This is a genomic window from Antrihabitans stalactiti, assembly GCF_012932915.1.
In the GTDB taxonomy this organism is placed as follows: Bacteria; Actinomycetota; Actinomycetes; order Mycobacteriales; family Mycobacteriaceae; genus Antrihabitans; species Antrihabitans stalactiti.
In genome coordinates this window covers 197,286-221,779 of the sequence record NZ_VCQU01000008.1, presented here as the reverse complement: position 1 = coordinate 221,779, position 24,494 = coordinate 197,286, and the positions used below count along the sequence as shown (strand labels likewise).

25 protein-coding genes are annotated in these 24,494 nt (G+C 63.3%); 10 read left to right on the top strand and 15 right to left on the bottom strand.

Annotated features, from left to right (window positions below):
* Positions 1–26: 26 nt before the first annotated feature.
* Together FGL95_RS22440 and FGL95_RS22435 are read right to left on the bottom strand one after the other, a co-directional pair.
* Positions 27–1,280 (bottom strand): glycosyltransferase, encoded by a 1,254-nt coding sequence (locus FGL95_RS22440; protein WP_169590911.1) that lies wholly within the window; start codon positions 1,278–1,280, stop codon positions 27–29.
* 1 nt (position 1,281) lies between these two features.
* The gene (locus FGL95_RS22435; protein WP_169590909.1) at positions 1,282–2,796 is read right to left on the bottom strand and encodes a sugar transferase; all 1,515 of its coding nucleotides are present in this window, start codon (positions 2,794–2,796) and stop codon (positions 1,282–1,284) included.
* Between the two features lie 190 nt (positions 2,797–2,986).
* On the opposite strand from FGL95_RS22435, the gene FGL95_RS22430 reads away from it, so the two are divergent.
* Positions 2,987–4,066, top strand: coding sequence for a glycosyl hydrolase (locus FGL95_RS22430; RefSeq protein ID WP_169590906.1), 1,080 nt, complete (start codon positions 2,987–2,989; stop codon positions 4,064–4,066).
* 4 nt (positions 4,067–4,070) lie between these two features.
* Here FGL95_RS22430 and FGL95_RS22425 read toward each other — a convergent pair whose 3' ends face one another.
* Positions 4,071–5,267, bottom strand: coding sequence for a lipase family protein (locus FGL95_RS22425; RefSeq protein ID WP_169590905.1), 1,197 nt, complete (start codon positions 5,265–5,267; stop codon positions 4,071–4,073).
* A gap of 37 nt (positions 5,268–5,304) precedes the next feature.
* Here FGL95_RS22425 and FGL95_RS22420 point away from each other — a divergent pair, with 37 nt between their 5' ends.
* Genes FGL95_RS22420 through FGL95_RS22410 form a run of 3 tightly spaced genes read left to right on the top strand, consistent with a single transcriptional unit; the run spans position 5,305 to position 7,818 of the window.
* A complete protein-coding gene (locus FGL95_RS22420; protein ID WP_240963224.1) occupies positions 5,305–5,811 on the top strand; it encodes an acyltransferase in 507 nt (168 codons plus the stop codon).
* A gap of 17 nt (positions 5,812–5,828) precedes the next feature.
* On the top strand, positions 5,829–6,851 hold the full coding sequence (gmd, locus tag FGL95_RS22415) for a GDP-mannose 4,6-dehydratase (RefSeq protein ID WP_169590901.1): 1,023 nt from the start codon (positions 5,829–5,831) through the stop codon (positions 6,849–6,851).
* A gap of 4 nt (positions 6,852–6,855) precedes the next feature.
* Positions 6,856–7,818, top strand: a complete 963-nt coding sequence (locus FGL95_RS22410; protein ID WP_169590897.1) for a GDP-L-fucose synthase family protein — start codon at positions 6,856–6,858, stop codon at positions 7,816–7,818.
* On the opposite strand, the gene FGL95_RS22405 is transcribed toward FGL95_RS22410, so the two are convergent.
* Together FGL95_RS22405 and FGL95_RS22400 are read right to left on the bottom strand one after the other, a co-directional pair.
* A complete protein-coding gene (locus FGL95_RS22405) occupies positions 7,815–8,084 on the bottom strand; it encodes a hypothetical protein (RefSeq protein WP_169590894.1) in 270 nt (89 codons plus the stop codon). The genes FGL95_RS22410 and FGL95_RS22405 overlap by 4 nt on opposite strands.
* 39 nt (positions 8,085–8,123) lie before the next feature.
* Positions 8,124–9,923 (bottom strand): DEAD/DEAH box helicase, encoded by a 1,800-nt coding sequence (locus FGL95_RS22400; RefSeq protein WP_169590891.1) that lies wholly within the window; start codon positions 9,921–9,923, stop codon positions 8,124–8,126.
* 50 nt (positions 9,924–9,973) lie between these two features.
* On the opposite strand from FGL95_RS22400, the gene FGL95_RS22395 reads away from it, so the two are divergent.
* The 4 genes from FGL95_RS22395 to FGL95_RS22380 are packed head-to-tail and all read left to right on the top strand — an operon-like array spanning position 9,974 to position 13,841.
* Positions 9,974–10,777, top strand: a complete 804-nt coding sequence (locus tag FGL95_RS22395) for a nitrilase-related carbon-nitrogen hydrolase (protein WP_169590888.1) — start codon at positions 9,974–9,976, stop codon at positions 10,775–10,777.
* A 26-nt stretch (positions 10,778–10,803) separates the two neighbouring features.
* Positions 10,804–11,301 (top strand): hypothetical protein, encoded by a 498-nt coding sequence (locus FGL95_RS22390; RefSeq protein ID WP_169590885.1) that lies wholly within the window; start codon positions 10,804–10,806, stop codon positions 11,299–11,301.
* Positions 11,302–11,346: 45 nt separating this feature from the next.
* Positions 11,347–12,003 (top strand): phosphoribosyltransferase, encoded by a 657-nt coding sequence (locus tag FGL95_RS22385; protein WP_169590882.1) that lies wholly within the window; start codon positions 11,347–11,349, stop codon positions 12,001–12,003.
* Positions 12,004–12,050: 47 nt separating this feature from the next.
* Positions 12,051–13,841 carry an AMP-dependent synthetase/ligase gene (locus FGL95_RS22380; RefSeq protein ID WP_169590880.1) on the top strand — a complete coding sequence of 597 codons (1,791 nt, stop codon included), beginning with the start codon at positions 12,051–12,053 and terminating at the stop codon, positions 13,839–13,841.
* 164 nt (positions 13,842–14,005) lie between these two features.
* Here FGL95_RS22380 and FGL95_RS22375 read toward each other — a convergent pair whose 3' ends face one another.
* The 6 genes from FGL95_RS22375 to FGL95_RS22350 form a co-directional block, all read right to left on the bottom strand.
* On the bottom strand, positions 14,006–14,719 hold the full coding sequence (locus FGL95_RS22375) for an ESX secretion-associated protein EspG (RefSeq protein WP_169590877.1): 714 nt from the start codon (positions 14,717–14,719) through the stop codon (positions 14,006–14,008).
* Entirely contained in the window at positions 14,716–16,014 is a 1,299-nt protein-coding gene (locus FGL95_RS22370) for a hypothetical protein (RefSeq protein ID WP_169590874.1), read from the bottom strand. The genes FGL95_RS22375 and FGL95_RS22370 overlap by 4 nt, the downstream gene beginning before the upstream one ends.
* Positions 16,015–16,062: 48 nt before the next feature.
* The gene (locus FGL95_RS22365; protein ID WP_169590872.1) at positions 16,063–16,668 is read right to left on the bottom strand and encodes a DUF3558 family protein; all 606 of its coding nucleotides are present in this window, start codon (positions 16,666–16,668) and stop codon (positions 16,063–16,065) included.
* Positions 16,665–17,033, bottom strand: a complete 369-nt coding sequence (locus FGL95_RS22360; protein ID WP_169590870.1) for a hypothetical protein — start codon at positions 17,031–17,033, stop codon at positions 16,665–16,667. Before FGL95_RS22360 ends, FGL95_RS22365 begins: the two co-directional genes overlap by 4 nt.
* A 132-nt stretch (positions 17,034–17,165) precedes the next feature.
* Positions 17,166–17,759 carry an alpha/beta hydrolase gene (locus FGL95_RS22355; protein WP_169590868.1) on the bottom strand — a complete coding sequence of 198 codons (594 nt, stop codon included), beginning with the start codon at positions 17,757–17,759 and terminating at the stop codon, positions 17,166–17,168.
* Between the two features lie 5 nt (positions 17,760–17,764).
* The gene (locus tag FGL95_RS22350; protein ID WP_169590866.1) at positions 17,765–18,418 is read right to left on the bottom strand and encodes a TetR/AcrR family transcriptional regulator; all 654 of its coding nucleotides are present in this window, start codon (positions 18,416–18,418) and stop codon (positions 17,765–17,767) included.
* A gap of 101 nt (positions 18,419–18,519) precedes the next feature.
* Between FGL95_RS22350 and FGL95_RS22345 the strand changes: the two genes are divergently transcribed.
* Positions 18,520–20,049 (top strand): molybdopterin-dependent oxidoreductase, encoded by a 1,530-nt coding sequence (locus FGL95_RS22345; RefSeq protein ID WP_169590864.1) that lies wholly within the window; start codon positions 18,520–18,522, stop codon positions 20,047–20,049.
* 6 nt (positions 20,050–20,055) lie between these two features.
* Here the strand turns inward: FGL95_RS22345 and FGL95_RS22340 are convergent, their stop codons facing one another.
* From FGL95_RS22340 to FGL95_RS22330, 3 genes are read right to left on the bottom strand one after another with little or no spacing between them, the layout of a single operon-like run.
* Positions 20,056–20,817: an ABC transporter permease gene (locus FGL95_RS22340; RefSeq protein WP_169590861.1), complete on the bottom strand. Its 762-nt coding sequence runs from the start codon at positions 20,815–20,817 to the stop codon at positions 20,056–20,058.
* Complete coding sequence (locus FGL95_RS22335; protein ID WP_338079979.1) at positions 20,814–21,797, bottom strand: ATP-binding cassette domain-containing protein; 984 nt, start codon at positions 21,795–21,797, stop codon at positions 20,814–20,816. The genes FGL95_RS22340 and FGL95_RS22335 overlap by 4 nt, the downstream gene beginning before the upstream one ends.
* A 57-nt stretch (positions 21,798–21,854) precedes the next feature.
* Positions 21,855–22,463 carry a PadR family transcriptional regulator gene (locus FGL95_RS22330; RefSeq protein WP_169590859.1) on the bottom strand — a complete coding sequence of 203 codons (609 nt, stop codon included), beginning with the start codon at positions 22,461–22,463 and terminating at the stop codon, positions 21,855–21,857.
* Here FGL95_RS22330 and FGL95_RS22325 point away from each other — a divergent pair.
* Entirely contained in the window at positions 22,462–23,247 is a 786-nt protein-coding gene (locus tag FGL95_RS22325) for a tyrosine-protein phosphatase (protein WP_169590857.1), read from the top strand. The two genes, FGL95_RS22330 and FGL95_RS22325, sit on opposite strands and share 2 nt — an antisense overlap.
* On the opposite strand, the gene FGL95_RS22320 is transcribed toward FGL95_RS22325, so the two are convergent.
* Positions 23,206–24,438 (bottom strand): class I adenylate-forming enzyme family protein, encoded by a 1,233-nt coding sequence (locus FGL95_RS22320; protein ID WP_169590855.1) that lies wholly within the window; start codon positions 24,436–24,438, stop codon positions 23,206–23,208. The two genes, FGL95_RS22325 and FGL95_RS22320, sit on opposite strands and share 42 nt — an antisense overlap.
* Between the last annotated feature and the right edge of the window lie 56 nt (positions 24,439–24,494).

Here is a 24,494-nt window from a genome sequence, read left to right as displayed (position 1 = left end):
AGGGACTCCTAAAAGACTCACGAGGGTCAGTGGGTGTTGGCTAGGGCCTTGGCGAAGCGGCGAAAGCCCTCGCGTCCGGCGGCTTCGCCGAACTTCGCTTCGCCCAGTTGCGCCGCAGCGTCGACCAACTTGGTCCGCAGTCCTTCGTCGTCGCGGAGCGCCAGTGCACCCGCGACCAGCGCCTCGCCGCTGCCAGGATCGACGATGTGTGCTGCGGCGAACTCGTCCACGACGGAGTGCGTGATACCGCCGGATTCCACCGCGGCGATCATTGGCCTGCGGGCCGCAACGTAGGACGTCACCTTGCTCGGCAGTGACATTTCGAGCACGCCGCGGCGCTCGTTGAGCAGCAATGCATCCGCTGCGGCGAGTACGTGGGGATAGGCATCGCCGTCGACGGGGTCGACGAAGCGCAGGTTCGGGATGCCCTTGCCGAGATCGCCGAGGGCACGCCGCTGATTGCCATCCCCGACGAGGACGAACGAGACTCCGAGATTGCGCTGGTAGGCAATTCGCGCGGCGTCCACGACATTGTCCAGACCTTGCTTCATGCCCATGTTGCCCGTGTGGACGACGACGAAATCCGAGGTGCTCGGCCAGCCAAGGCGTGCGCGCGCTGCTGCAGTCGTCTCGTCCACGCCGGTGATGTGAGTGAACAGCGGGACGTCGATGATTCGCTCGGGGCGGACGCCGCCGTCATTGACCAGCACGTCGCGAAAGCGCGGGGTGATCACGCCGACCAGATCGGCGGACCGAGCGAGGCGGTACTCGATGTTTCCGATGACGGCGCCTGCGCCTGCACCCGTGGTGCCGGACTGCTGGGCTGCGTTGCCGCTGAGATCGTGCACGACCACGCCGAGCGGTCTACCGCGCGCGGCACAGCGTCCCGCGACGAATGCGCCGAGCAAGGGAGTCACGGCCACAACGACATCGCTGCGCGACGCCAGCACATACGGCAACGCGAGCGACGCGAAGCTCAACTCCATTCGCGCGCGGCCGATCAGGTTCGGCGTGCGCGGGACGGCATGCCTCACGCGCGTCACTCGAGCAGGCCCGAAGGTTTCTTTCCATCGGAGACCGCGGCGATACTTCTCGTCGCCGACGGCCCATTGGGGGTAGTGCGGGATGCCTGTGACGACCTCGACATCGGCACCCCCCTCGCCAAGGGCCTTGACCAGCGCCGTGTTGTACGGCGCGCTCCCAGTGGTCTCGGGATCGAAATGGCAAGCGACGACGCAGACTTTCAAGCCAGCGAGATCGGTGAAAACTCCTGCCGGCACCTCAGCAAGCGCCGTCGGATTTGACGACGGCGGCGATGGTTCGCCAGATGATCACAAGGTCCTGCACAACCGACCAATTGTCGACGTAGTAGTGGTCGAGACGGATGCGCTCTTCCTCGGAGACCGACGACCGGCCGGAAACCTGCCACAGCCCGGTGATGCCGGGCTTGACCAGGGTGCGCCGCTCGATGAAGTTGAAAACATGGGAGCCCTCGCCGGGAACGAGCGGGCGCGGACCGACGAGGCTCATGTCCCGGCCGAGCACGTTGAACAACTGCGGGATCTCGTCGATGCTGGTCTTGCGGAGGAAGTGTCCGATCCGGGTGATGCGAGCGTCGTTCGCGGACTTGTAGAAGACAGCGGCGTCTTGCCCTGCCTTGGTCTTGGCCTCGTCGATCATCTTGTCGGCGTCGGTGACCATGGTCCGCAATTTCCAGATTCGGAACGTCTTGCCACCGAGACCGACGCGCTCCTGGCGGAAGAACACCGGTCCACCGTCTTCGGCTTTGATCGCGATCGCCGCGAGGGCGACGACCGGTAAGACGACGAGCAAGACGACCACGGCGAACACGAAATCGAAGATCGACTTCCCGATCATCGATGCGCCCTCACATTTCGCCCTGTCGACCTGCAGCATCGCGAGATTGTCGATGGGTCGGATCTTCAGCCGCGGACCTGCGACATCTGCGACGCCCGGAGCGACGACGAGGTCGACGTCGAGCGCATCGAGTTTCCAGGCCAAGTTGCGCATGCGCTCGTAACCGAGTTGCTCGACGGCGGCAACGGCCACGGTGCTCGCAGAGGTCAGAGTCAGCGCGGCATCGATCGAGTTCTCGTCGCCGAGGATCGGTATCGATCGCGTTCCGGCTTGCACCGTCTCACCGACACCGCCAGAAAAGCCCGGCACGCACGCGCCGATGACTCGGTAGCCGGCGTCTGTTGCCCTGTCGAGTCGTTTGCCGATCGACGCAACCGATTCCAGGCAGCCGACGACAATGACCTCACTGGTGAACTCGCCGCGCGCGCGGGCTTTCGCCAGCAGTCGACGCCAGATGTGGCGTTCGGCGATGAGTCCGATCAATCCCACGGGGAGTGCGATACCGAGGTAGCCGCGAGCCATGCCCGCCTGCAACAGCAGGGTGCCGACCGCGATCGTGCCGAACACCCAGCCCGTCCCCGCGACGACGCGGCGATATTCGTCGGCCCCGTTACCGATCAGTCCGACGTCGCGCGACCCGACGAGACTGAGGCACAGGATCCACAACAGCGAGAGAACTGCGGAATACGTCGTGACGGCGGCGAAATCGGGGTCTTGCTGCGCCGCAATTCCGTCGATGCCGAAGCGCAGCATTTGCGCGAGTGCAACCGCGAACACGATGACGGCGGCGTCCGATGCGAGGACCTTCCGCCTGTACGCCTGCTTCCACGGGCGTTGACTCGGGTACGCTCTGCGCGCACTGCCAAGCAATTCTCCGACAGACTCGTCTTGCGTGTGCGCGTTGCTGGCGAAATCCATCTAGTGAAATCTCCGTAAGTCTTGCAACCGACTACCAATAGCTCAGGTGACCCCGTTGATCCCGACCTACCCTCTAGTCGATGCCATCGCCAGAATCGTTACGGTACCTTCCGTCCGCGATTTCGAAGGCAAACAGGACGCGGGTTCGGGGAAGAAAGGTCTTGCAATCTCGAACCCTTTTGTTGGACGAATGACCATCACGCGCGTTGTGTTCACGGCGCTCCTTTTACCTGCCTTTTCGCTCGCGGCATGCACCAGCGTGGATAGCCACAAGCTTGCTGCGCCGTCCGCGGTTCACTCCGCACCACCGCACGAAGGGTCTTGCAGCGCTTCGAATTTAGGTGTCACGGCAGTCACCGCAGGCGCGACTCCCGACCTGCTCGACCGACAAAGCCGCGAAATCAGCGAACGGAAGATACGTTGGGTCCGCCTGACAATCGAGTGGCCGATCGTCAACCAAGAATTCGGCACTTTCGACTGGACGTCGACTGACAACCTGGTGAACAGCTTCCACGATCGTGGGACGGAAATTCTCGGCGTGGCGACGTGGGCGCCGACGTGGGCCGTACCGCCGCAGAACCAACTGGTCAAACACCCCGCACCCGCAGACCCAGCGAGGTTCGCCGAATTCGTGTCGATCGCGACGAAGCGATACCAGAACCGCATCCGAACCTGGGAGATCTGGAACGAACCCAATATCGGGATAGCGTTCGGGCCGGGGGTCAACGTGAACCTCTACGCAGCGATGCTGATCCGGTCGTACGCAGCGATCAAAGCGATCGACCCGAACATCGTTGTCGTGAGCGGCGCGACTGCACCGACCGTCGACAACGGATACGACCTCAGCCCAGCCAGCTTCTTCGAGCAGCTCTATCGCGAAGGGGCGGGACACTCGTTCGACGCGATCGCCATGCACCCCTACAGCGACCACGGATTTCTCAGCAGATATTTCGGTGAGGGAAGTTCGGCGAACGCCATTGCCCAGGTACGGATGACGATGGTCCGCAACGGGGACGCCAAGAAGAAGATCTGGTTCACCGAATTCGGCGCGACAACCGGAGGCCCCCGCGCGTTGAGCGAGCCTGACCAAGCTGCATTTCTGGTCGACGGCATCAACTATCTGAAAGCGCTGCCGTTCTGCGGAGGGATCTTCGTGTTCGACTACCGCGACGTCGAGACGGGTAGCCCAGTGGCGGATTTCAACTACGGTCTCGTGCGGTCCGACTTCACGCCGAAGGAATCCCTCGCCGCAGTCCTCGGCACCCTCTAGCCGCTCACGGGCAATTCGACGGCGCCTCCGCGCCGGTGAATCTGTCGCGGATCCACGCATACATCTCTTCGCCGCCGTCGACGTCGGTGTGACCGCGGTCTGCAATCTCGCGGTGGATGATCGTGTCGCCTGCCTCGCAGGCCCGGCTCACCGCACTCGAGACCCAGGCCGGCAGGACGACGTCATCGAGGCTGCCGTTGACCACGAACATCGGACCCGACGCTCGGCGCTGCGGGAGGGCGGAATCCTTCAGCCAGCCGACGAGCCGATCAGCAGCCTCCTTCGACGACGGCCGCACTTGCGCGGAATTCAGCTCGCCGAAAAGCGCCTTCTTGTTCGCTGCCTCAGGCGTCGTGCACGACGTCAGCGCCAGCTGGTCGTTGAGCGCAACGCCGCGTAGGTAGTCGGAAGGTTGGAGGTCGGGATGAACCACTTGCAAGCCGGCGATGATCAGCGGCATGAACAAGATCTGGCCCGGGGTCAGAGTTTCCGATTCCGCGGCGACGGCGTAACCCGTGAAGTCTGCCGGCGGAGCGATCGAGATACTGCCGAGGAAGTCGAGTCCGGTGCCATAGTCCGCGGCGTACTCGTTTGCAGCCCACGCGGCCTGTCCCCCTTGCGAACTGCCGAAGGCAAGCCAGCGGGTCGACACATTCGGATAGACGTTGCGCAGTGCACGGACCGAGTCGATCACGTCGAACGCCGCCGTTTTCGGTTCCAGGTACGGATGCCCACCCGGGTGACCGAGGCCTTGGTAGTCGGTCATGGCGACGGCGAATCCGGACTCGACGATCGGAGCAATCGACGACGCTGTTCCCCTGAGGTCCGCACTGAGCGACGGTCCGCAGTCGACGGTCGTACCCGTCGTCACGTGTGCATAGGCGATGACGGGCCAGCCACCGTCCGGCGGCGAGCCTTTCGGTACGAAGACGGTCCCGGCGACTTCGCTCGCCTTGCCGTCGTAACCCGATACCGATCGATAGACGACGGTCGACGCTTGGCCGATCTTGGCCATCACGTCGTCGGGCAGCTGCGCGGGCTTCGACTCGACGATGGTGCCGCGCTGAGCCAGGACGTTCGCAGCGATGGCAGGAAGCGGTGTCGACAATTCGAGCCGGGGCTTCGAGTCGGTACCGGAGCACGCGGTGACCAGCACAATCAACGCGCCCAGCACGATTGCAGTTCCACGCGACGATGGCATGGCGAACAGGCTAGCGTGGGGACTGATGAGGATCCTGATGAAGACGCTGCCCCTGTTGCGCTTGGTGGACAGGTTCAGCCAGCGCAGGTACATGCGCCTCGCCACAGCCGCGCTCCGCTCCGGGGGGATGGAGATCGACGGTCAACCGCTGTGGGTTGCCCCGAGTATCTACGTCGACAGCAAGGAGCAAGGGATCATCTCCCTCGGCCACCGTTGCGTGTTGTCCGAGCACGTCATGCTGCTCACCCACGACTTCTCGCTCGACCGCTATTCCGAGAAGATGGGAATCGCACCATCGGATATGGAATACGAGACCAAAGGCAAGATCCGCATCGGTGACTACGCGTTCATCGGTATCCGGTCGATCATCATGCCCGGGGTCACGATCGGCGACGGCGCGATCGTCGGGGCTGGTTCGGTTGTAACGAAGTCCGTCGGCGACGGGATGGTCGTAGCAGGTAATCCTGCCCGCGAACTGGGGACTGTCGAAAGTGCGTGGGAGCGCAACCAGGCACAGTGGCAACTGAAGCGCCGGCGCCCCTAACTAGTCTGGAGCTCATATTGAAGCGCGCGTTGATCACCGGGATTACCGGTCAGGACGGTTCGTATCTGGCCGAGCTCCTGCTGAGCAAGGGCTACGAGGTGCACGGGCTCATTCGCCGTTCATCGACGTTCAACACGGCTCGAATCGAACATCTCTACGTTGATCCGCACGAACCGTCCGCCAAGCTGTTTCTGCATTACGGCGACCTGAGCGACGGCGCTCGACTGGTCACGTTGCTGAGCAAGATCGTGCCCGACGAGGTCTACAACCTCGCTGCGCAATCCCATGTTCGCGTGAGCTTCGACGAGCCTGAGCACACCGGAAACACCACCGGCGTCGGAGCGATTCGCTTGTTGGAAGCGGTCCGCATGACGGGGCTGAACTGCCGGTTCTACCAGGCGTCGAGTTCGGAGATGTTCGGCGCGACTCCCCCGCCACAGAACGAAGACACGCCGTTTTATCCGCGATCGCCGTACGGGGCAGCGAAGGTCTACGCGTATTGGATCACGAGAAACTATCGCGAGGCCTACGGTCTGCACGCCGTGAACGGCATCCTGTTCAACCACGAATCTCCCCGTCGCGGTGAGACTTTCGTGACGCGCAAGATCACCCGCGCGGTTGCTCGGATCAAGGCAGGCACACAGGACGTCCTGTACATGGGCAACCTCGACGCGATCCGCGACTGGGGTTACGCGCCCGAATACGTCGAAGGAATGTGGCGGATGCTGCAAGCCGACGAGCCCGACGATTTCGTTCTCGCGACCGGCGGCAATTATTCGGTCAAGGACTTCCTGCAATTTTCGTTCGAGCGCGCGGACCTGGAGTGGGAGCGGTACGTCAAGTTCGACGAGCGGTACCTGCGCCCGACCGAGGTCGACGCACTGATCGGCGACGCGAGCAAGGCCGAGCAAAAGCTGGGCTGGAAGCCGACGATCCAGACACCCGATCTCGCGCGGATCATGGTCGACGCCGACATCGAGGCCCTCACACACGAGGGCGGTAAATGGATCGATCGCCCGGCACTCAGCGATTGGGCCTGAGGGAATGGGTTTCGTACCGTCCGCGCTCGACCGCTCGGCCACGACCTACGTTGCCGGCCACCGCGGTCTCGTCGGCTCTGCCATTTGGCGTCATCTGGATTACTCGGGTTTCGATCAGCTCGTCGGCCGATCGTCCGCCGAGCTTGACCTGCGCGACCGCGCGGCCGTGTTCGCGTTTTTCGCGCAGGCGAAGCCGGCCGTTGTCGTTCTCGCTGCGGCGAAGGTCGGCGGCATCATGGCCAACAGCACCTTCCCGGTCGACTTTCTTTCCGAGAACCTGCGCATTCAGCTGAACGTGATGGACGCGGCCCTCGAGCATGGCGTCGAGCGACTCCTCTTCCTCGGGTCATCGTGCATCTACCCAAAGCTGGCGCCTCAGCCGATCAAGGAGGAATACCTCCTCACCGGCACTCTCGAACCGACCAACGATGCCTACGCGATCGCGAAGATAGCGGGGATCCTGCAGGTGCAGTCGGTTCGCAAACAGTATGAGCTGCCGTGGATCTCGGCGATGCCCACCAACCTCTACGGTCCGGGCGACAACTTTTCGCGGCAGGGTTCGCATGTGCTGCCCGCCTTGATCCGTCGCTACGACGAAGCGCGTCGCGACGGCGCCAGCTCGGTCACCAACTGGGGCTCCGGCTCGCCTCGACGCGAATTTCTGCATGTCGACGACATGGCGGCCGCGTGCTTGCACCTGCTCGAACACTACGACGGACCCACCCAGGTCAACGTCGGTACCGGCGAGGATTCGACCATCAAGGAAATCGCCGAAATCGTAGCGGCCGAGGTCGGCTACGAAGGCCGCGTCGAGTGGGACACAACGAAGCCGGACGGCACTCCCCGAAAGCTCCTCGACGTCACCACGTTGCGGGAATCAGGTTGGACCCCACGGATCGGCCTGCGCGAAGGCATCGCTTCGACCGTCGAGTGGTACCGCACGCATATGGATTCGCTCCGCACCTAGGTCCGTCGGGTGCGGATGCGCCAGACCCCCAACGCCGCGATCACCCAGCCCGCGATCGCCAGTAGATCCGATTCGGTCACGCCGTTCTCGGAGGTGAGCACGAACAACACCCTGCCCTCGATCGGCCCGTTGAAGAGCACCCAAAGCACGCCCGCGACCGTCACAGCCGCAACCGAAATCCAGCTCGGCTTCACGAGGCACACTGCGCCGCAGACGAACAAGAGGTTGAGCAGGACGAGCGCATGGAAGAACTGGGGCGAGATCACACCACATTGTCCATGCGCACTCTTACGCGAACCTGTGAGCTAGTCGCGCTTGCGGTCCTTGCCGAACTTCTCGCGCTTGGGCCCTTTGAACGGCGGCCGCTGGTTGGGCGGTCCACCGTCCTTCTGCAATTGGATCAGTACACCGCTGATTCTGGTGCGGCGCAACGCTTCCAACGTCTCACTCGACAGCTGAGCGGGCAGCTCGACGAGGCTGTGGTCGGGCCGAATGCTGATGTGACCGAAATCGCTTCTACGCAGCCCACCTTCGTTCGCGATCGCGCCGACGATTGCGCCCGGCACGACGTGATGCCGCTTGCCGACGTTGATCCGGTAGGTCGCGAGCTCGACACCGGTTTTGCGATGCGCGCTGGGTTCTTCGTTGCGCCGTTCGTCGAACTTGCGCGGCGGCCGTTCGCGGCGCGGTTCGTCGTCGCGAACTCGCCTCTCCCGCACCGGCTCCGGCGCCTCGGGTTCCATCAGGAAGCTCTCGCCGTTGCGTGACTGGAGTGCGAGTGCCGCGGCGATGTCGGCGAGCGGGATGTCGTGCTCGCGCTCGTAATCCTCGATCAGCTTGCGGAACAGCGAAATATTCGGTGAGCCAAGGCTTTCGGTGATCGAGTCGCCGAACTTGGCTACGCGCTGAGCATTCACGTCTTCGACGCTGGGCAGCTGCATCTCGGTCAGCGGCTGGCGCGTCGCTCGCTCGATCGCCTTGAGCAGATGGCGTTCACGCGGTGCGACGAAAAGCAGTGCCTCGCCACTCTTTCCGGCCCGACCGGTCCGGCCGATGCGGTGGACGTAGGACTCGGTGTCGTGCGGAATGTCGTAATTCACGACGTGCGAGATGCGGTCGACGTCCAGACCGCGCGCCGCGACGTCGGTGGCCACGAGGATGTCGAGGCCGCCGGACCGCAACTGGCCGATCGTGCGTTCACGTTGCGCCTGAACGATGTCGCCGTTGATCGCCGACGCCGCAAGTCCGCGCGCCCTGAGCTTTTCGGCGAGTTCCTCGGTGGCCTGCTTGGTCCGCACAAAGATGAGAATTGCCTCGAACTGTTCGACCTCGAGAACCCGGGTGAGCGCGTCGAGCTTGCGCTGATGGGACACCTGGACCCAGCGCTGCGAAATGTTCGATGCCGTCGTCGTTTTCGACTTGACGGTGATCTCGATCGGATTGTTGAGGTACTGCTTGGAGATCTTGCGGATCGCCGACGGCATCGTCGCGGAGAACAGCGCGACCTGCTTGGTCTTCGGAGTGTCCTCGAGGATCCGCTCGACGTCTTCCTGGAAGCCCATCTTGAGCATCTCGTCAGCCTCGTCGAGGACGAGGAACTCGAGCTTCGAGATGTCGAGCGTGCCCTTTTCGAGGTGGTCGATCACGCGGCCGGGAGTACCGACGACAACGTGCGCGCCGCGCCGCAACCCGGACAGCTGCACGTTGTAGTTCTGGCCGCCGTAGATCGGCAGCACATGCAGTCCGGGAATGTGCGACGCGTACTTGCCGAACGCTTCGGCGACCTGGATTGCCAACTCACGGGTCGGGGCGAGAATCAACGCCCGGGGCTCGCGCGCCGTGACGTCGACGCGCATCAGGATCGGGATAGCGAAGGCGGCCGTCTTTCCGGTGCCGGTCTGCGCCAGACCGACCACGTCGTTGCCCGCCAGCAGCGGCGGAATCGTCGCAGCCTGAATCGGCGACGGGGACTCGTATCCGACGTCTTTGATCGCTTCGAGCACTCGATCGTCGACGCCGAGATCGGCAAAACTCTGTGTTTCCGGTGTTCGGTCGGGCTCCGGCTCAGGGCCGTTCGTCGGCCCGTCGCCGTGATTTTCGCTCATGTGACCTGGAGTTTACTGCCTCGGGAGCGACCCGAACTAGATTGGGCTTCGTGACGGTAGAGGTAGCGGTTGCGCAGTTCGCTCCAGGGACGGACAAGGCGGCAAATCTGGGCACGATTCGTGCGCTCGTCGGCGAGGCAGCCGCACGTGGCGCACGGGTCGTCGTCGCGCCTGAGTACTCCATGTTCACGGCGCCGAAACTCGATCAAGGCGTCGTCGACGCGGGCGAGCCGCTGGACGGTCCATTTGTTGCGAAGCTGGGTGAGATCGCGAGTGACGCAGGCGTTTACGTCATCGCCGGGGTCGCGGAACGCCTCACCGACAACGACCGGATTTCGAACACTCTCGTCGCCGTCGGACCGGACGGGATCGTCGCTGCCACCTACCGCAAACTGCATCTGTACGACGCCTTCGGCTTCAAAGAATCCGACTTCGTCGTCGCAGCCCCGACCGATGCTCCGCAGACGTTCGAGGTCGACGGTGTGACCTTCGGCATGCAGACCTGTTACGACGTCCGCTTCCCGGAAGTGACGCGGCGCATCGTCGACGCGGGCGCCGAGGTGGTGCTACTTCCCGCGCAGTGGGTCCCCGGACCGCTGAAGGAAGATCACTGGACCACCCTGCTGCGAGCGCGCGCCATCGAAAACACGATCTACATAGCTGCAGCCGACCAAGCCGGACCGTTCGGCGCGGGAAACAGCATGATCATCGATCCGATGGGCGTCGTTCTCGCCGCGCTCGGCGAGCGCACCGGGACCGCGACGGCGACGATTTCCGCCGACCGCGTCGCGGAAGTTCGACGGAAAAATCCCGCGCTTCAACTGCGCAGATTCCGCGGAGTCGAGCCAATCTAGCGAGTCCCGTAACGCATGGGACTGTTGTGAACGACACAGTTGCCGAGGGTGTCGATTCGGAAGGCAACACCATGTTGGCAACAATGCAACGAGCAGTTTCAGAGCCAAGCCTCGCGCTGTGTCTTGTCGAGGCAATGCATGCCAATGTTGCCGAACCAGCACAGACCGCAGCTGTCGTCGAGTGCTACCACGCGTACCGCCAGGCAAAGGGCCACTCTGCAATGACCGACGGAGTTCGGGCGCTGCTTCGCACCTTCGAGGAAGTCGGCGGAATCGAAGCCTGGGCCGGCAAGGTCGGGAACTACCGTCGTCGCTACTCCCCCAACTCGTCGCCCGTCGCTGCCGCTGCGATCGAACATGCCGCGGAACTGCTGTACCGCAGCGGTATCGAATCGAGCGCGGACCTGCGTCGCGCGGTCGCCGACGCCGAAATGGCTCGGTCCCTCGAAGCACGTCTCGGCGACATCGCAGGCTCCCCCGCAGTTTGGGACGCCCTGCTCAGCCGCGCGCTGGTCAACGCGTAGCGATCAGTGCGATTCGACGCTCCAGCGGAGTAGCGTCGATAGTTGATGAAATACGCCGATCGCGCCGAAGCAGGTCGCGCGCTGGCTAAGTCGCTGACCTACCTGCACGGGACTTATCCGCTCGTGTTGGGGCTCCCCCGCGGTGGTGTGCCGGTGGCCTATGCAGTCGCCGAAGACATTCCAGGCGAATTGGACATCATTCTGGTCCGGAAGCTGGGCGTCCCTTGGCAACCGGAACTGGCGATGGGCGCGATCACCGAAGGCGGCATCAGGGTGATCAACGACGACGTCGTGCGGCACTCCAACATCAGTGAGACCGCATTCGCGCTGACGCAGGCGCATGAGCAGGCAGAACTCGAGCGCCGTGGTCGAGTGTTGCGTGGTACGCGTCGACGCATCCCACTCGCAGACCGCGTCGTCGTCATCGTCGACGACGGAATGGCAACGGGCGCTACCGCGCTCGCCGCGTGCCAGCTGGCGAGGAAAGAAGGGGCTCGGTGGATCGTGGTGGCGGCCCCAGTTTCGGCGCCCGAGGCGGTCGGGCGGGTGGGTGCGGTCGCTGACGAAGTCGTCTGCCCTTGCACGCCACATGATCTCGGTGGCGTGGGCGGTGCCTATCGCGATTTTCACCAACTCGACGATTCCGAGGTCACTGTTCTGCTCGCTGCGAACCCGTACACCCAGACTGATGAGCGAGCCTAATGTGATGGAATACATGTCTACTGGTAGGTAACCGAAGGGATCACCCGATGCGCGAATTCGAAGTGCCGGCGACGTACACAATCCCTGAGGACGCTTCGATGGCTGAGAGCGTTTTCCGGTTGGCGAAGGAATCGCCGACGTTCGTCCCGTTCAAGTTGCCGGTCTCTGGCGGCGGCTGGTCCGACGTGACTGCCGCGGAGTTCGCCGAGAATGTCACCGCGGTCGCGAAGGGGTTCATCGCGTCGGGTGTGAACCTCGGTGATCGCGTCGCGATCATGGCAACGACTCGATTCGATTGGGTGCTCCTCGATTACGCGATCTGGACCGCTGGTGGTTGCACGGTCGCGATCTACGAATCCTCCGCCGCCGAGCAGGCGAAGTGGATCCTCGAAGATTCCGCGACGGTCCTCGCTGTGGCCGAAGCGCCGCGGCATGCGGCGACCATCACCGAGGTTGCCGATTCCCTTCCCGACCTGCGCGAAGTCCTGCAAATCGACGGCGGTGCAATCGGTGAGCTGATCAGCCGCGGCGCCGACGTCTCCGACGACCTCGTTCACGAGCGACGCAAGCAGGTCAAAGCCTCGTCGCCCGCCACCTTGATCTACACCTCCGGCACCACGGGCAAGCCGAAGGGCGTCCAGCTGACACACGCCAACCTCTACGCAGAATCTGCTGCAGTACGTGGCGACCTCTCCGAGTTGTTCGTCGCAGGCAACAAGACCCTGATGTTCCTGCCGCTGGCTCACGTCTTCGCGCGAGCCATCTCGGTCGGTGCGCTCGATGCCAAGGTGACGGTCGCGCACACGTCCGACTGGGGCACGCTCGTCGAACAGTTCGGCGCCTACCAGCCCGACTTCATCCTCTCGGTGCCGCGCGTGTTCGAGAAGGTCTTCAACTCGGCCAAGCAGAAGGCGCACGACGGCGGCAAGGGCAAGATCTTCGACTCGGCCGCCGAAACGGCCATCAAGTGGAGCGAAGCGCAGGAGACCGGCGGCGCCGGAATCGGTCTCAAGCTCAAGCATGCAGTCTTCGACCGGCTCGTCTACAGCAAGTTGAAGACCGCGCTCGGCGGTCAGTGCAAGGCAGCAGTTTCCGGCGGTGGACCGCTCGGCGCTCGCCTCGGCCACTTCTTCCGCGGCGTCGGCGTCACGATCTACGAAGGCTACGGACTCACCGAGACCAGCGCCGCTGTCACGGTCAACTCGCCGTCGCACATCCGCGTCGGCAGCGTCGGCCGACCCATCTCCGGGCACGGCGCGAAGGTCGCTGACGACGGCGAACTGCTGGTCCGCGGTCCGGTCGTGTTCACCGGGTACTGGAAGAACGAGGCCGCGACGGCCGACAACTTCGTCGACGGCTGGTTCAAGACCGGCGACCTCGGTGCCATCGACGAGGACGGCTTCGTCTCGATCACCGGCCGCAAGAAGGAACTCATCGTCACCGCCGCAGGCAAGAATGTGTCGCCGTCGCAGCTCGAGGATTCCCTTCGCTCGAACCCACTGATCAGCCAGTGCATGGTCGTCGGCGACGGGCAGCCGTTCATCGGCGCGCTCATCACCCTCGATCCCGAGGCACTGCCCGGCTGGGCCGAACGCCACGGCCTGCCTGCCACCACCTCGGTCAGCGAGCTTGCGAAGAACGAAGAGTTGATCGCCGACATCAACGCCGCGGTCGCCGAGACCAACAAGAAGGTCTCGAAAGCCGAGCAGATCAAAAAGATTCGCATCCTCGACGTCGACTGGACGCAAGAGGGCGGCGAACTCACGCCCAAGATGTCGCTCAAGCGGAACGTCGTGCTCAAGCAGTACGGCAACGAGGTCGACGCGATCTACTCGTAGGAACTGCTCGCGAGAGTGTGGGATTTCGCTCGGATGGCGAGTGGAATCCCATACTCTTGCAGTGCATTCAGGGGGCGCAGAGGTCACGGCGATCCGCGGGTCTCAGCAGTGTGGAATTCCTCTCGGATACCGAGTGGAAAACTACATTCCTCGCGCGCGTCCGTTCATTCCTCGCGGATGAGCCGGCGGATCTGTTCGACGAATACGTCACGCGTTGCGGGGATTACGTCGACTTCCTCTCGTGCACGGATGATGTAGCGGCCATCGCCTTCGACGTCGATCCAACTTAGAATGCGGTCCGGGCGTTCGATACCTTCGCTCAAGCGAGTGGCCACCAAGACGTTTCCAGTCCGGCGACGAGGTTTCGCCGCAAGCTGACGGATTTGCGCCGCAACGGATTTCGTTGCAACCGACGTTACGATCACGTCGCGACCGTCTCGTTGCACATCGCTGAGCCGCTCGGTCCGTGCCGGCTCGCGACCGGCCGGCTCGGGCGGAATCGATGCAACTGTCCTGAGCAGCAACGTATTCAGCTGTCCGAGTGACACCCAGACCTTCCCGTGTCGGCCTTCCTGTTGTGCCGCAACGACACCGGTCCGGCCTTCGGATGCGGCGAGCACACGAATCGGTCGCGATTCGTCCGGACCTTCGAGCCCGAACACCGTGATCCGCAGATCCGGCTGGGCGAGGATCCGGAACGCGACCTCCAGATCTGCGGTGACAGCCCGCTCAACCCACGGCTTCAACTCGCGAAGATGCTGCGCTCGTTCGTCTTCGGTTTGCGCGGTAGGCCACACACTCAGCGGATACGGATGCCAATCAAGGCCAGTCGTTTCCCATGCGTAACTGAACTGGTCCGGGGTGAACGTCCAGTTCACGCCTCTTTCCACTCCCCCAACACAGGCGGCGCTGCGGGGTCGATCGGGCCGATCAGTTCGGTGCCGTTGTGGACGTTCACGAGGTACGACGGAGTCTTGTGCTCTTTGTCCTCATCCCCCGCGGCGCGCGCGGCGTGGGGCATCATTCCACTCGGAACAGACTTTGCGGCAACGGCATTCGCCGCGACACTCGGTCCTTGGCGAAGGCTGTCGGCACCCACCACAGCAGCAGTGCCGCCGAGCATTCCCATCCCGAGATTCGCATTCGCATTGTCCCGACTCTTGTCATCCTGGCGACGCAAATTCGGACCGGTCGGGCTCGTGAAGAAATTCGGGCTTTGTGGATTGACGCCGGTCGCGACCGGGCCTCGCGAGACGCTGTTGTCGGCGGTCGGCGAGTTGCCATTGATGTTGCCCGGCTGGTCGGCTGACGCATTCCTCGTTGCGGTGGTGGATGTTGGATTCGCGCTGGTCGTATCGTTCGTCTTCGTGCTCGCTGGATTTTGGCCCTGCTGCACAGCATTCGGGTCGGTTTGGTTCGTATTCGCGACAGACTCAGCGGTCCGGCTGTTGTCCGCGCCACTGGCGTTGTTGCTTTCGCTGCTGGTAAAAGAGTTGAGGCGATGGACGTATTCGTCGGTACCGTTTGCCCCGCCGCCGTTAGTTGGGTCGGTCGGCATCGTGAATCCCGGCACACCATTGCCCACGGTCAGAAACGCACCCTTGTAGACGGTATTCATCACCCGCACCGCCTCGCGATGGGCGGCTTCGGCTTCCTTTTGCGCTGCCGCTAGCGCGAGTCCGGTGTCGGGGTAGAGGACGGCGGTGATTGCCGCCCGCGTCTCGACGGAGATCGGCTGTGGAACGCCGGCTTTGACGACGCTTGCCGCCTCACTCGCCTGGAGAAGTCGATTACCCACGTTGGTCATGAGCCCCGAGCCCTCAGCCGTCGTGGTCGTCACCGCGTTGACGCCGCTCTGTGCACTGGACGCGGCTGCCCCACGCCAACCATCTCGCATGTCGGTGGCGATTCCGGCGGCGAATTCAGTCGCATGCGTGTACATCTGCAACGCAGCTTTCGTCCAGTTCGACGCACTCCCGCCGATTGCGCCTGGACTCAAGGCCTGCACGGAGGCGTAGATGGTCTCGTGCGGAATCGGCTCGAACATTTCGGCGACCACAGAATTCGGCCCGCGATAGTGGGCCGAATCCTCGACGACCTTGTGCTCGTTTACCAACTGCTCCAACCCAGGCGGAAGGAACGGATAGTCCTGGGAGGGGTCTTTCGGCGCCATTTCAACGTCCTTTCGGCGTGGAGACTGCTGGGACCAAGAACACGCTCATCAGCGATCTTTGGGGAGAGCTGGTTCGAACGCCCGCGCCACGTCGGGCGCCAGTACGCAACCGTCATTCCCCGCCGTCGTAGGTTCGTAGTCGGGTCCGATTGAAATCAGCATTACCCCCCTAGCCATTCGAACAACAATCGCGCATGACGACGCAGCAATATCGCTTCGCACCAGCAACGATTCTCGGCCGTTGATTGTGAGGAACTGTGGCGAGTCGTTCTTGTACCGCTCGATATTTTCCTCAAAAGTCACGTTTCCGATCGTGACGCCGGCGCTGAAATCCTTTCCCAAGAAGACACAGCCCAGAAACGTGTACTCTGCGGCGATGTCCGTTCGCTGGCGGGATGCGGGATCCAGACCAGCTCGTTTGATCACCTCGTCATCGAAATCGAAGCACGGGTCGAACGTGACATCTGCTCTGCCATTTTCGTTGAACTGCTTCGGCGGTTCCAGTCCCTGTGGCACGACTGTCGTTGTCGACCCATGGACAGCGGTCAGGGAACTCGCCAACGAATTGGCCGCATCACCGTCGTCAGCGCCAAGGGAACAACCTGCAACGACGAATAGAAGCAGCGCGCTGAGCAGCGGCCCGCGCAGCCTCACCGCGGTTGACCGACCTCGACAGCACTTATTGCCGCCGCGTTGGTCGCCTCTTGGTTTGCATATGCTCGGCCAGCTGCACGAAATGTTTCCGCCATGTTGGCAGCGATCGCGATTTGACGGTCGATATAGTCGATCGCCTCGGTTGCCTTTGCCACAAATTGGGCACGCAGGGCGTCACCCGAACCGAATCCACCGAACCCGGACAGCTGTTCGGTGGCGATCAAACTCCGCCGTGTCGAGCGAAGTCCATCCCGCAAAGCCTCGGCACGGCCAGCGCATTTCTCGGCAGTCCCAGGCTCTAGCCAGAGCACACCCCCTTCTACGGATTGCCGCAATTCCTCGACCGTCGGTGCCTTATCACTCACCAGCCAGCTCCTCCCCGCTAAAAAACTGCTCACGATGTTCGACGCAGCGCAACCACGATCGGTTCCGTCGAATGTGTGTTCCGCCCCGGATCACTCCCCTGCCCCGTCTACTTTCACAGATCGGCGAGGCCATCACAAGCTGAGGACGAACTCCACAATGTCGGCGGTGACCTGGGCCTGGACTGGTTCGTGGAGCAAATCGTGGCCGGCATCGAGGTACTCGTGGAACACCACTCCGGACCGTGCGGCGACCCACTCTCGGACTGGTTCGATGGGAGCGAGTCTGTCGTCAACTCCGTGCACCACTAGCAAATCGCCACCTGGCACCGCGGTTCCGGCGATCGAGCGAGGCGTTCCGCAGAGCACCACACCATCGACGGAGCTGTTCGCCAACACGGCCAGCGTCGTAGCGGCACCCAATGAATGTCCGGCCAGCACCACCCGCAACCCTGCCCGCTCGGACCGGGCTATCGACAATAAATTCGACGCATCAGCAGCCAATGACTCGAGCGCCACCACGACGCCCTCTTCGCCCTCGCTCAAGCCGTGGCCGACGAAATCGATTGCCCAGAGCTCGATTTCAGCGGCGCCGAGCGTACGGGCGAAGCGATGGTACTGACCGCTGTGCTGCCCACGACCGTGGAGAAACACCATCACCGCACGAGGTGCTTTTACTTGCCAGCGACGGTAGTGAACGCGGCCGACAGCTCCGTCGAAGAAGGGCATTCGCCCTAAACCTCGGTCGCCTTCGACGCGATGATCCCCGCCATGTCGTCGAGTTGCGCCAACATCGCCTCACTGCGCCGATCGACAAGCCACCGCAGGACTAGCCCGTCGAGCAACGCAAGACCGAAACGCGAAACGGCGGCGACCGGTTCGAGCCAGGTGGTTCCGCTCCGCTCCGAACAGTTGTTCAGGAATGCGACGGCTTCCCGATCCATGATTTGGTACTGCTCACTCGCAATCGCGTTCATCAGCGTGGCCGTCGAATTGTCGGCGGCGCTGGCGCCGCGGAGCGAATAGGACCGCAATTCGAACGACAGCTTCTGCCGATCAGGAGTCGCCTCGATGAGCGGCCACATCGCACTCAGACCACGGTGCAGCAAAATGCGAAGTCCGCGTATGCCGCGGACCTCGGGGTGATGCGACGCCTCGCCGAATGCGGCATGCATCGATTGGCTGACTTGCAACACGATCGACTCACCCATCGCAGCGAGTAACGCCTCTTTGCTTTCGAAGACGTAATGCACGACACCGAGCGACACCCCCGCATGCTCTGCGATGCCTCGGACCGTTACCGCGGCTATCCCGCCCCGTTCGGCGACCGCGATAGCGGATTCGACGAGTTGCGCTCGGCGCTCGTCCGCCGGCAGTCGGGTCAGCATCATTCGATCGTAGAACGACTTTCTGTGACAGAACACTGACGGCCTACCGCTGGACGGCCTTCACGATCAGGACATATTCCGAATCGGGATACCCTCCAAAGGTGGGAAACGTCCAACGCCGTGCTTTGGCTGGAGTCGTTTCGGCCGGGGTGATCCTCGGAGTTGCCGAGCTCGTCTCGGCTCCAATCGCCTCGAACAGCTCGCCATTGATCGCAGTCGGCGACGAAGTCGTCAAGCGCACCCCGCTCGGCGTCGAACGATGGGCGATCGAGAACTTCGGTACCGCAGACAAAATGGTGTTGTTCACCGTCATGCTCTCGGTCAGCGTCGTCGTCGCCTGCGCTGCCGGCATGCTCGAACGCCGGACTCGACCGTGGGGATCGGCACTGTTCGTTGCGTTCGGAATCGTCGGCGCCGCGGCCGCGCTGACGCGGACCGATTCTTCGTGGACGTACGCGGTGCCGAGCGTGCTCGGAGTCGGCGTCGGTATCGGCGTTCTCCGTTGGCTGCTGCGGCCGATCTTGGAGACCACGCCAGACGAACCGCACACAGCTACTGCGGGCAGCACCCGCCGCGAGTTCACCGGAATGCTCGTCGGTGCGGGAGCATTCGGGTTGCTGGCCTGGCTAGGTGGTCGCGTGTGGGCGTCGGGATCGCGCGACGTGTCCGCGAACCGAGCCAACGTCAAGCTGCCGGCACCCGCGGCCGCGCTTCCACCGGTGCCGATGAGCACCGACCTGCAAGTCCCCGGGATCACGAAATACATCACGGCCAATCCCGACTTCTACCGGATCGACACTGCGCTCGTCGTTCCGCAGCTGTCGACCGACGACTGGTCGTTGCGCATTCACGGCATGGTCGACCGCGAGATCCGGATCAACTTCGCCCAGCTGACGGCACGGCAGCCGATCGAACGGCTGGTCACGCTCGCATGCGTTTCGAATCCGATCGGCGGTGACCTCATCGGCAACGCCAAGTGGCTCGGCTTCCCGATCAAGGACCTGCTGGAAGAGGCGGGTGTGGATGCCGACGCGGACATGGTGCTCTCGACCAGCGTCGACGATTTCACCGCAGGCACGCCGCTCGACGTGCTGATGGACGGTCGGGACGCGATGCTCGCGGTCGGGATGAACGGCGAACCGCTGCCGATCATGCACGGCTTCCCGGTGCGGATGGTGGTGCCCGGGCTGTACGGATACGTGTCAGCGACCAAATGGGTCACCGACCTCGAAGTCACGCGATTCGATCGGGCGAAGGCATATTGGACGAAGCGGGGCTGGTCCGCACGCGGACCGATCAAGACTGCGTGCCGGATCGATACGCCGCGGTGGTCGTCGGAGTTGAGGTCCGGACCGCTGATGATCGCCGGAGTCGCGTGGGCTCAGCATCGCGGTATCCGCGCTGTGGAGGTGCAGGTCGACGACGGTGAATGGCAGCAGGCGCGGCTCGCCGACGAGGTGTCGATCGATACCTGGCGGCAATGGGTCGTCGAGTCGAACTTGACCGAAGGCAAACACACGCTGCGAGCCCGTGCCACGGACGGCACCGGCGAGGTCCAAACTTCGGCTGAGGCGGACGTCGTGCCGGACGGGGCAACGGGCTACGCAGAGGTGGTTGTGAAGGTCAAGTAGCGCGGGTCAGGCGTTCTCTCGCGCGAAGCTTCGGGCGCCGAGAAGGCCGAATACCAACGTGACCGCGATGGTGACGATGGTGCCGACGTACACGTCGGTCGAACCGAAGTCGCCGCGGAACAAGGCGCGCGCCGCGTCGACCGTGTGTGAGAACGGATTCACCTTCGCGATCGTCTGTAACCAGCCGGGTCCGACGCTCATCGGCAGCAAGATTCCCGACAACAACATCACCGGCAGCGCCACACTGTTGAGCACCGAAGCGAGGGTCATTTCGGTGCGTGCCCACAATGCGAGCGCGTAGGACGCGGATGCCAAACCTGCGGCCATGACCGCGATCAACGCCAGCGACAAGACCGCTCCGAGCAGGCTAGGGCGCAGGCCGAAGGCAAGCATTGCGACAACCACGAGGATCAGCGCTTGGACGATCAGCACGACCATGTCTTTGAGCACTCGACCGATCAGCAGTGCACCTCGACTCGCCGGGGTGACGCGCTGCCGCTCGAGCACTCCCGCTCGGAGTTCGCTGACCAAGCCGAAGCCCGTGAACATCGCGCCGAACAGTCCGATCTGAATGACCAAGGCGGGCACCAGAATCTTCCACGGATCGGCGTCGGCACCGAGTGATCCCGCGATTCCCTTCACCAACGGACCGAACAGGACGAGGTAGAGGATCGGCTGAGTGAGCCCGATGATCAACCACGTCGGGTTGCGCAGATTCGTGCGCAGCTGTGCCCAGAAGATCAGTCCCGTATCGCGCAGAAATCTCATGAGTGGTTTCCTTCCCGGAGGGAGCGCCCGGTGACGGTGAGGAAGACGTCGTCGAGGCTGGGCCGTTTGACAGTCAGAGATCGGGCGACGATGCCCCGCTCGTCGAGCGCGCGCAGCAGCGGAACGACGGCGGCATCACCGTGCTCGACGGTGAGGTGGACGCGGCCGAGTTCGACGACCTTGGATCGCACCTCGAGGAGCGCCTCCGCGACCTCGATCGCGAGATCGGTTCGCGCCTGGTCGATTTCGAGGCTGATCACATCACCTGAAATGCGTCGCTTGAGTTCTTCCGGTGTGCCTTGCGCGACGATCTCGCCGTGATCCATCACAAGAATGCGGTCGCACAGGAAGTCGGCTTCGTCCAGATAGTGCGTGGTGAGCACGATCGTGGTGCCGCGCTCCTGCAGACCCTTGACGTGGCCCCACAAGTTCGCGCGGCTCTGCGGATCGAGACCCGTCGTCGGCTCGTCGAGATAGATCAACGCGGGGCCGTGGATCAACCCGAGGGCGATATCGACCCGGCGGCGCTGACCACCGGACAGCTGCTTGCATTTGCGTCCGCCCAGCCCTTCGAGGTCGAGAGTGGCGAGCAATTCTTCGGCGTTGCTGACCGCTTGCGCTTTGCTGAGGCCGAAAAGTCTTGCTTGCAAGACAAGTTCGTCGATGACGAGTTCGTCATCGTTTGTGGATCCGCCCTGGGCGACGTAGCCGATCCGCGACCTGACGGTTTGCGAATCGGTCCGTAGGTCGGCCCCGGAAATGGTGGCTTCACCAGACGTCGGATCGATCAGCGTGCTGATCATGCGCAGCGTCGTCGTTTTGCCGGCGCCGTTCGGTCCGAGCAAGCCGAGGATTTCGCCCTGGTGAACGTCGAAGTCGACGCCCTTGACGGCTTCGACTGGGCCAGTCTTCGTAGTGAACGTCCGCGACAGTCCGCGAACGGAAATCATGTCGCTCTTGGTGAGTGCAGTCGTGGTCACGCCGACCACGATAGAACTCGCGACCGACGTTAGTCAATGTTGACTAATCGCCCTTGACTAACCCCGTGTGAAGGGCGCGATTCGACTGTCCGTCCACACGTCGAGCTCGCCCGTTTCGATGCGAGCGAGCGTCTCTCTGGACCATTGCAGGTCGGCTTCGAGGTGCAGGGCGAGAAACCGATTCGCGTCGGCGACGTGGTACGGCTCAGCCTCGATCGGATCCCCCGACCCGGCCAACACCCGTCGGACCTCGCTGTTCATGAACTCGGCATCGACCTCCAGCTTCGCGATTCGGCTCTGCAGTGCGGCAATCACCTCGGCACGATCGGCGAACGGAAACAGCACGGCCGCAGGCATATACGGAAACTTCGGCTGGTCGATGGAGCGCAGCGTCTCCCGAAGCAACGCATGGAACTCCTGCTCCCCCTCGGGGCTGATGCGGTACTGCGTTCGCTCCGGCCGCGCACCATCCTGACCGACGCCGTCGACGTCGATCAACCCATCACGCTGCAACGTTCGGAGCGCACTGTAAATCGACCCCTGGGCGATGCTCGCCCATTGATCGGCGCGCCAAGACAGGAGTTCGCGACGCACGTCGTACCCGTGAACGGGCTGCAACAACCGCACCATCGCGAGCACGAGCAGCCGGGTAGAGGGAACTGCCATGAGCAGAGAGCCTATCGTCGCTGGTGTGACGAGTACCGATGCAGACCAGTTCCGCCTGTCGGGGGCATGGAACTTTCGCGACCTTGCAGGCCTGCGAACCGCCGACGGCCGTACGGTACGGCCGGGAATCGTCTTCCGGTCGTCACAGCTCGCCGAACTCGACGATGACGGTCAGGCTGCGCTCCTCCAACTCGGCATCACGGACGTGTTCGATCTGCGCGGTGATGCAGAAGCCCGCCACGGCGGACGCGACAACTTGCCCGACGGCGTTCGACTGCATGTGGCGCCGTTTCACGAGCGCCGGTTGGACGATGCGACGGCGCCGCACGAGACTCGCCTCGATTCGCCTGGCGGCGGACGGGAATACCTGTCGCGGGCATACGCCGAGTTCCCCCTGCTCGCGGGCGCACATGCCGCGATCGCTGACATATTCGACACGGTCGCCGATACCGACAACAGGGTCCTGATCCATTGCGCCGCAGGCAAAGACCGCGCCGGCTGGGTCGCCGCCACATTACTGCGAGCAATCGGTGTCACCGAGGACGACATCGTCGCCGATTACCTGCGCAGCAACGACGCAATCGGAACCCTGCGGTCGAGGATGTCGGCACAGTACGGGCAAGCCGTAAACCTCTCCGATGACTTGCTCGGCGTCGACGAGGAGTACTACCGCGTCGCCATGGATGCGGTCGAGCACCATTACGGCAGCTTCGAGGACTACCTCGGTTCGCTCGGCCTCGACTCAGGCGCTGTGGGCCGGCTTCGCGGTCGCCTGCTCGACTGACGCGGCCGGACCCACCATCCGGACGAAGCCCTCACCGTCGATCTCAGCGAAATCGCCTGTGTGGAACCAGTTTCCGGTGAATTTGCGAGCCGTCGTCTCCGGGTCGCGCCAATAACCGCGCATGATATTGGGTCCGCGGCAGAGCAACTCACCGCGCCCGACCTCGGCGTCGGGTCCGTAGAGCGCCAGCTCCATTCCCCCACAAGCTATTCCGGCACTTCCGGGGTGCGTCTGCGCACACTCGTCGGACAGTGCGAGGCCGATTCCGCTGGTCTCGGTCGAGCCCGACCACGACCAGAGTTGTGCGGTCGGGAACGTAGTGCGCAACTGCGCAGCCTCGGCATCGCCGAATCTGCCACCGTTGCAACTGATTCGGCGCACGCGCCCGGCATCGGCAACGCCGGTGCGCTGCGCGACCTTACGGACGTAGTCGTTGGTCGTGCCCGTGACGACATCGATATGTTCGCGCTCGATGGTGCTCATCAGATCGGTGTCGAGCGCAGGGTCCAGCACGACGGTGCCGCCGACTGCGAACGTCGGCAGCAACTGATTCACGCAACCGCTCGCGTGTGCCAGCGGCAGCATCATCAAGTTCCTGATGCCATCGCAGGTCAGCTGTTCGTCATGGACGACGGTCTCGATCGCCGACAGGATGTTCTCGTTGCTCAGTTCCACTCCCCTGGCCGGCTCACCAATGCCCCGGGTGTAGCAGAGCACGGCCAACTCGCTGAGGCACGCGCCGTCGTCGATGAACGGGAGTCCGTCCGGCAATTCGTCGTCGAGTACGTAATCGGGTTCGCTGTCGGCGAGCAGTCGCTCTACCTCGGCACTGCCGAGCGCGACATTGACCGGAACCGGCACCGCTCCACTGAGGAGTGCGCCGAGAAACGCCTGGACCCAGCGCACACCGTTCGGAAAGACGATCGCGATGCGGTCGCCGTAGCCGATGCCGTGCTGCTGCAGCCCACCGGCAATTCGCGACGCCGACGTCCACAATTCGCGGTAGGTCAGACGCGTGCCGCCCAGTTCGACGACGGCTTCGCGGTTCGAGTATCGGTGCGCGCGCACGTCGAGGTACTCCGTCAACGACGGCACCAACCCCCCGTAATGCAGCAGTCCGTCGTGGAGCCGCACCACCGAGCGATCGCGCCACCGCTCGTGCGTCGGGTATTCGACGAGCGACAAAGGCAACTTCGACCTCCAGCTATCTCTTGGGGTCGACTATATGGCCTAGATCACATTTACGG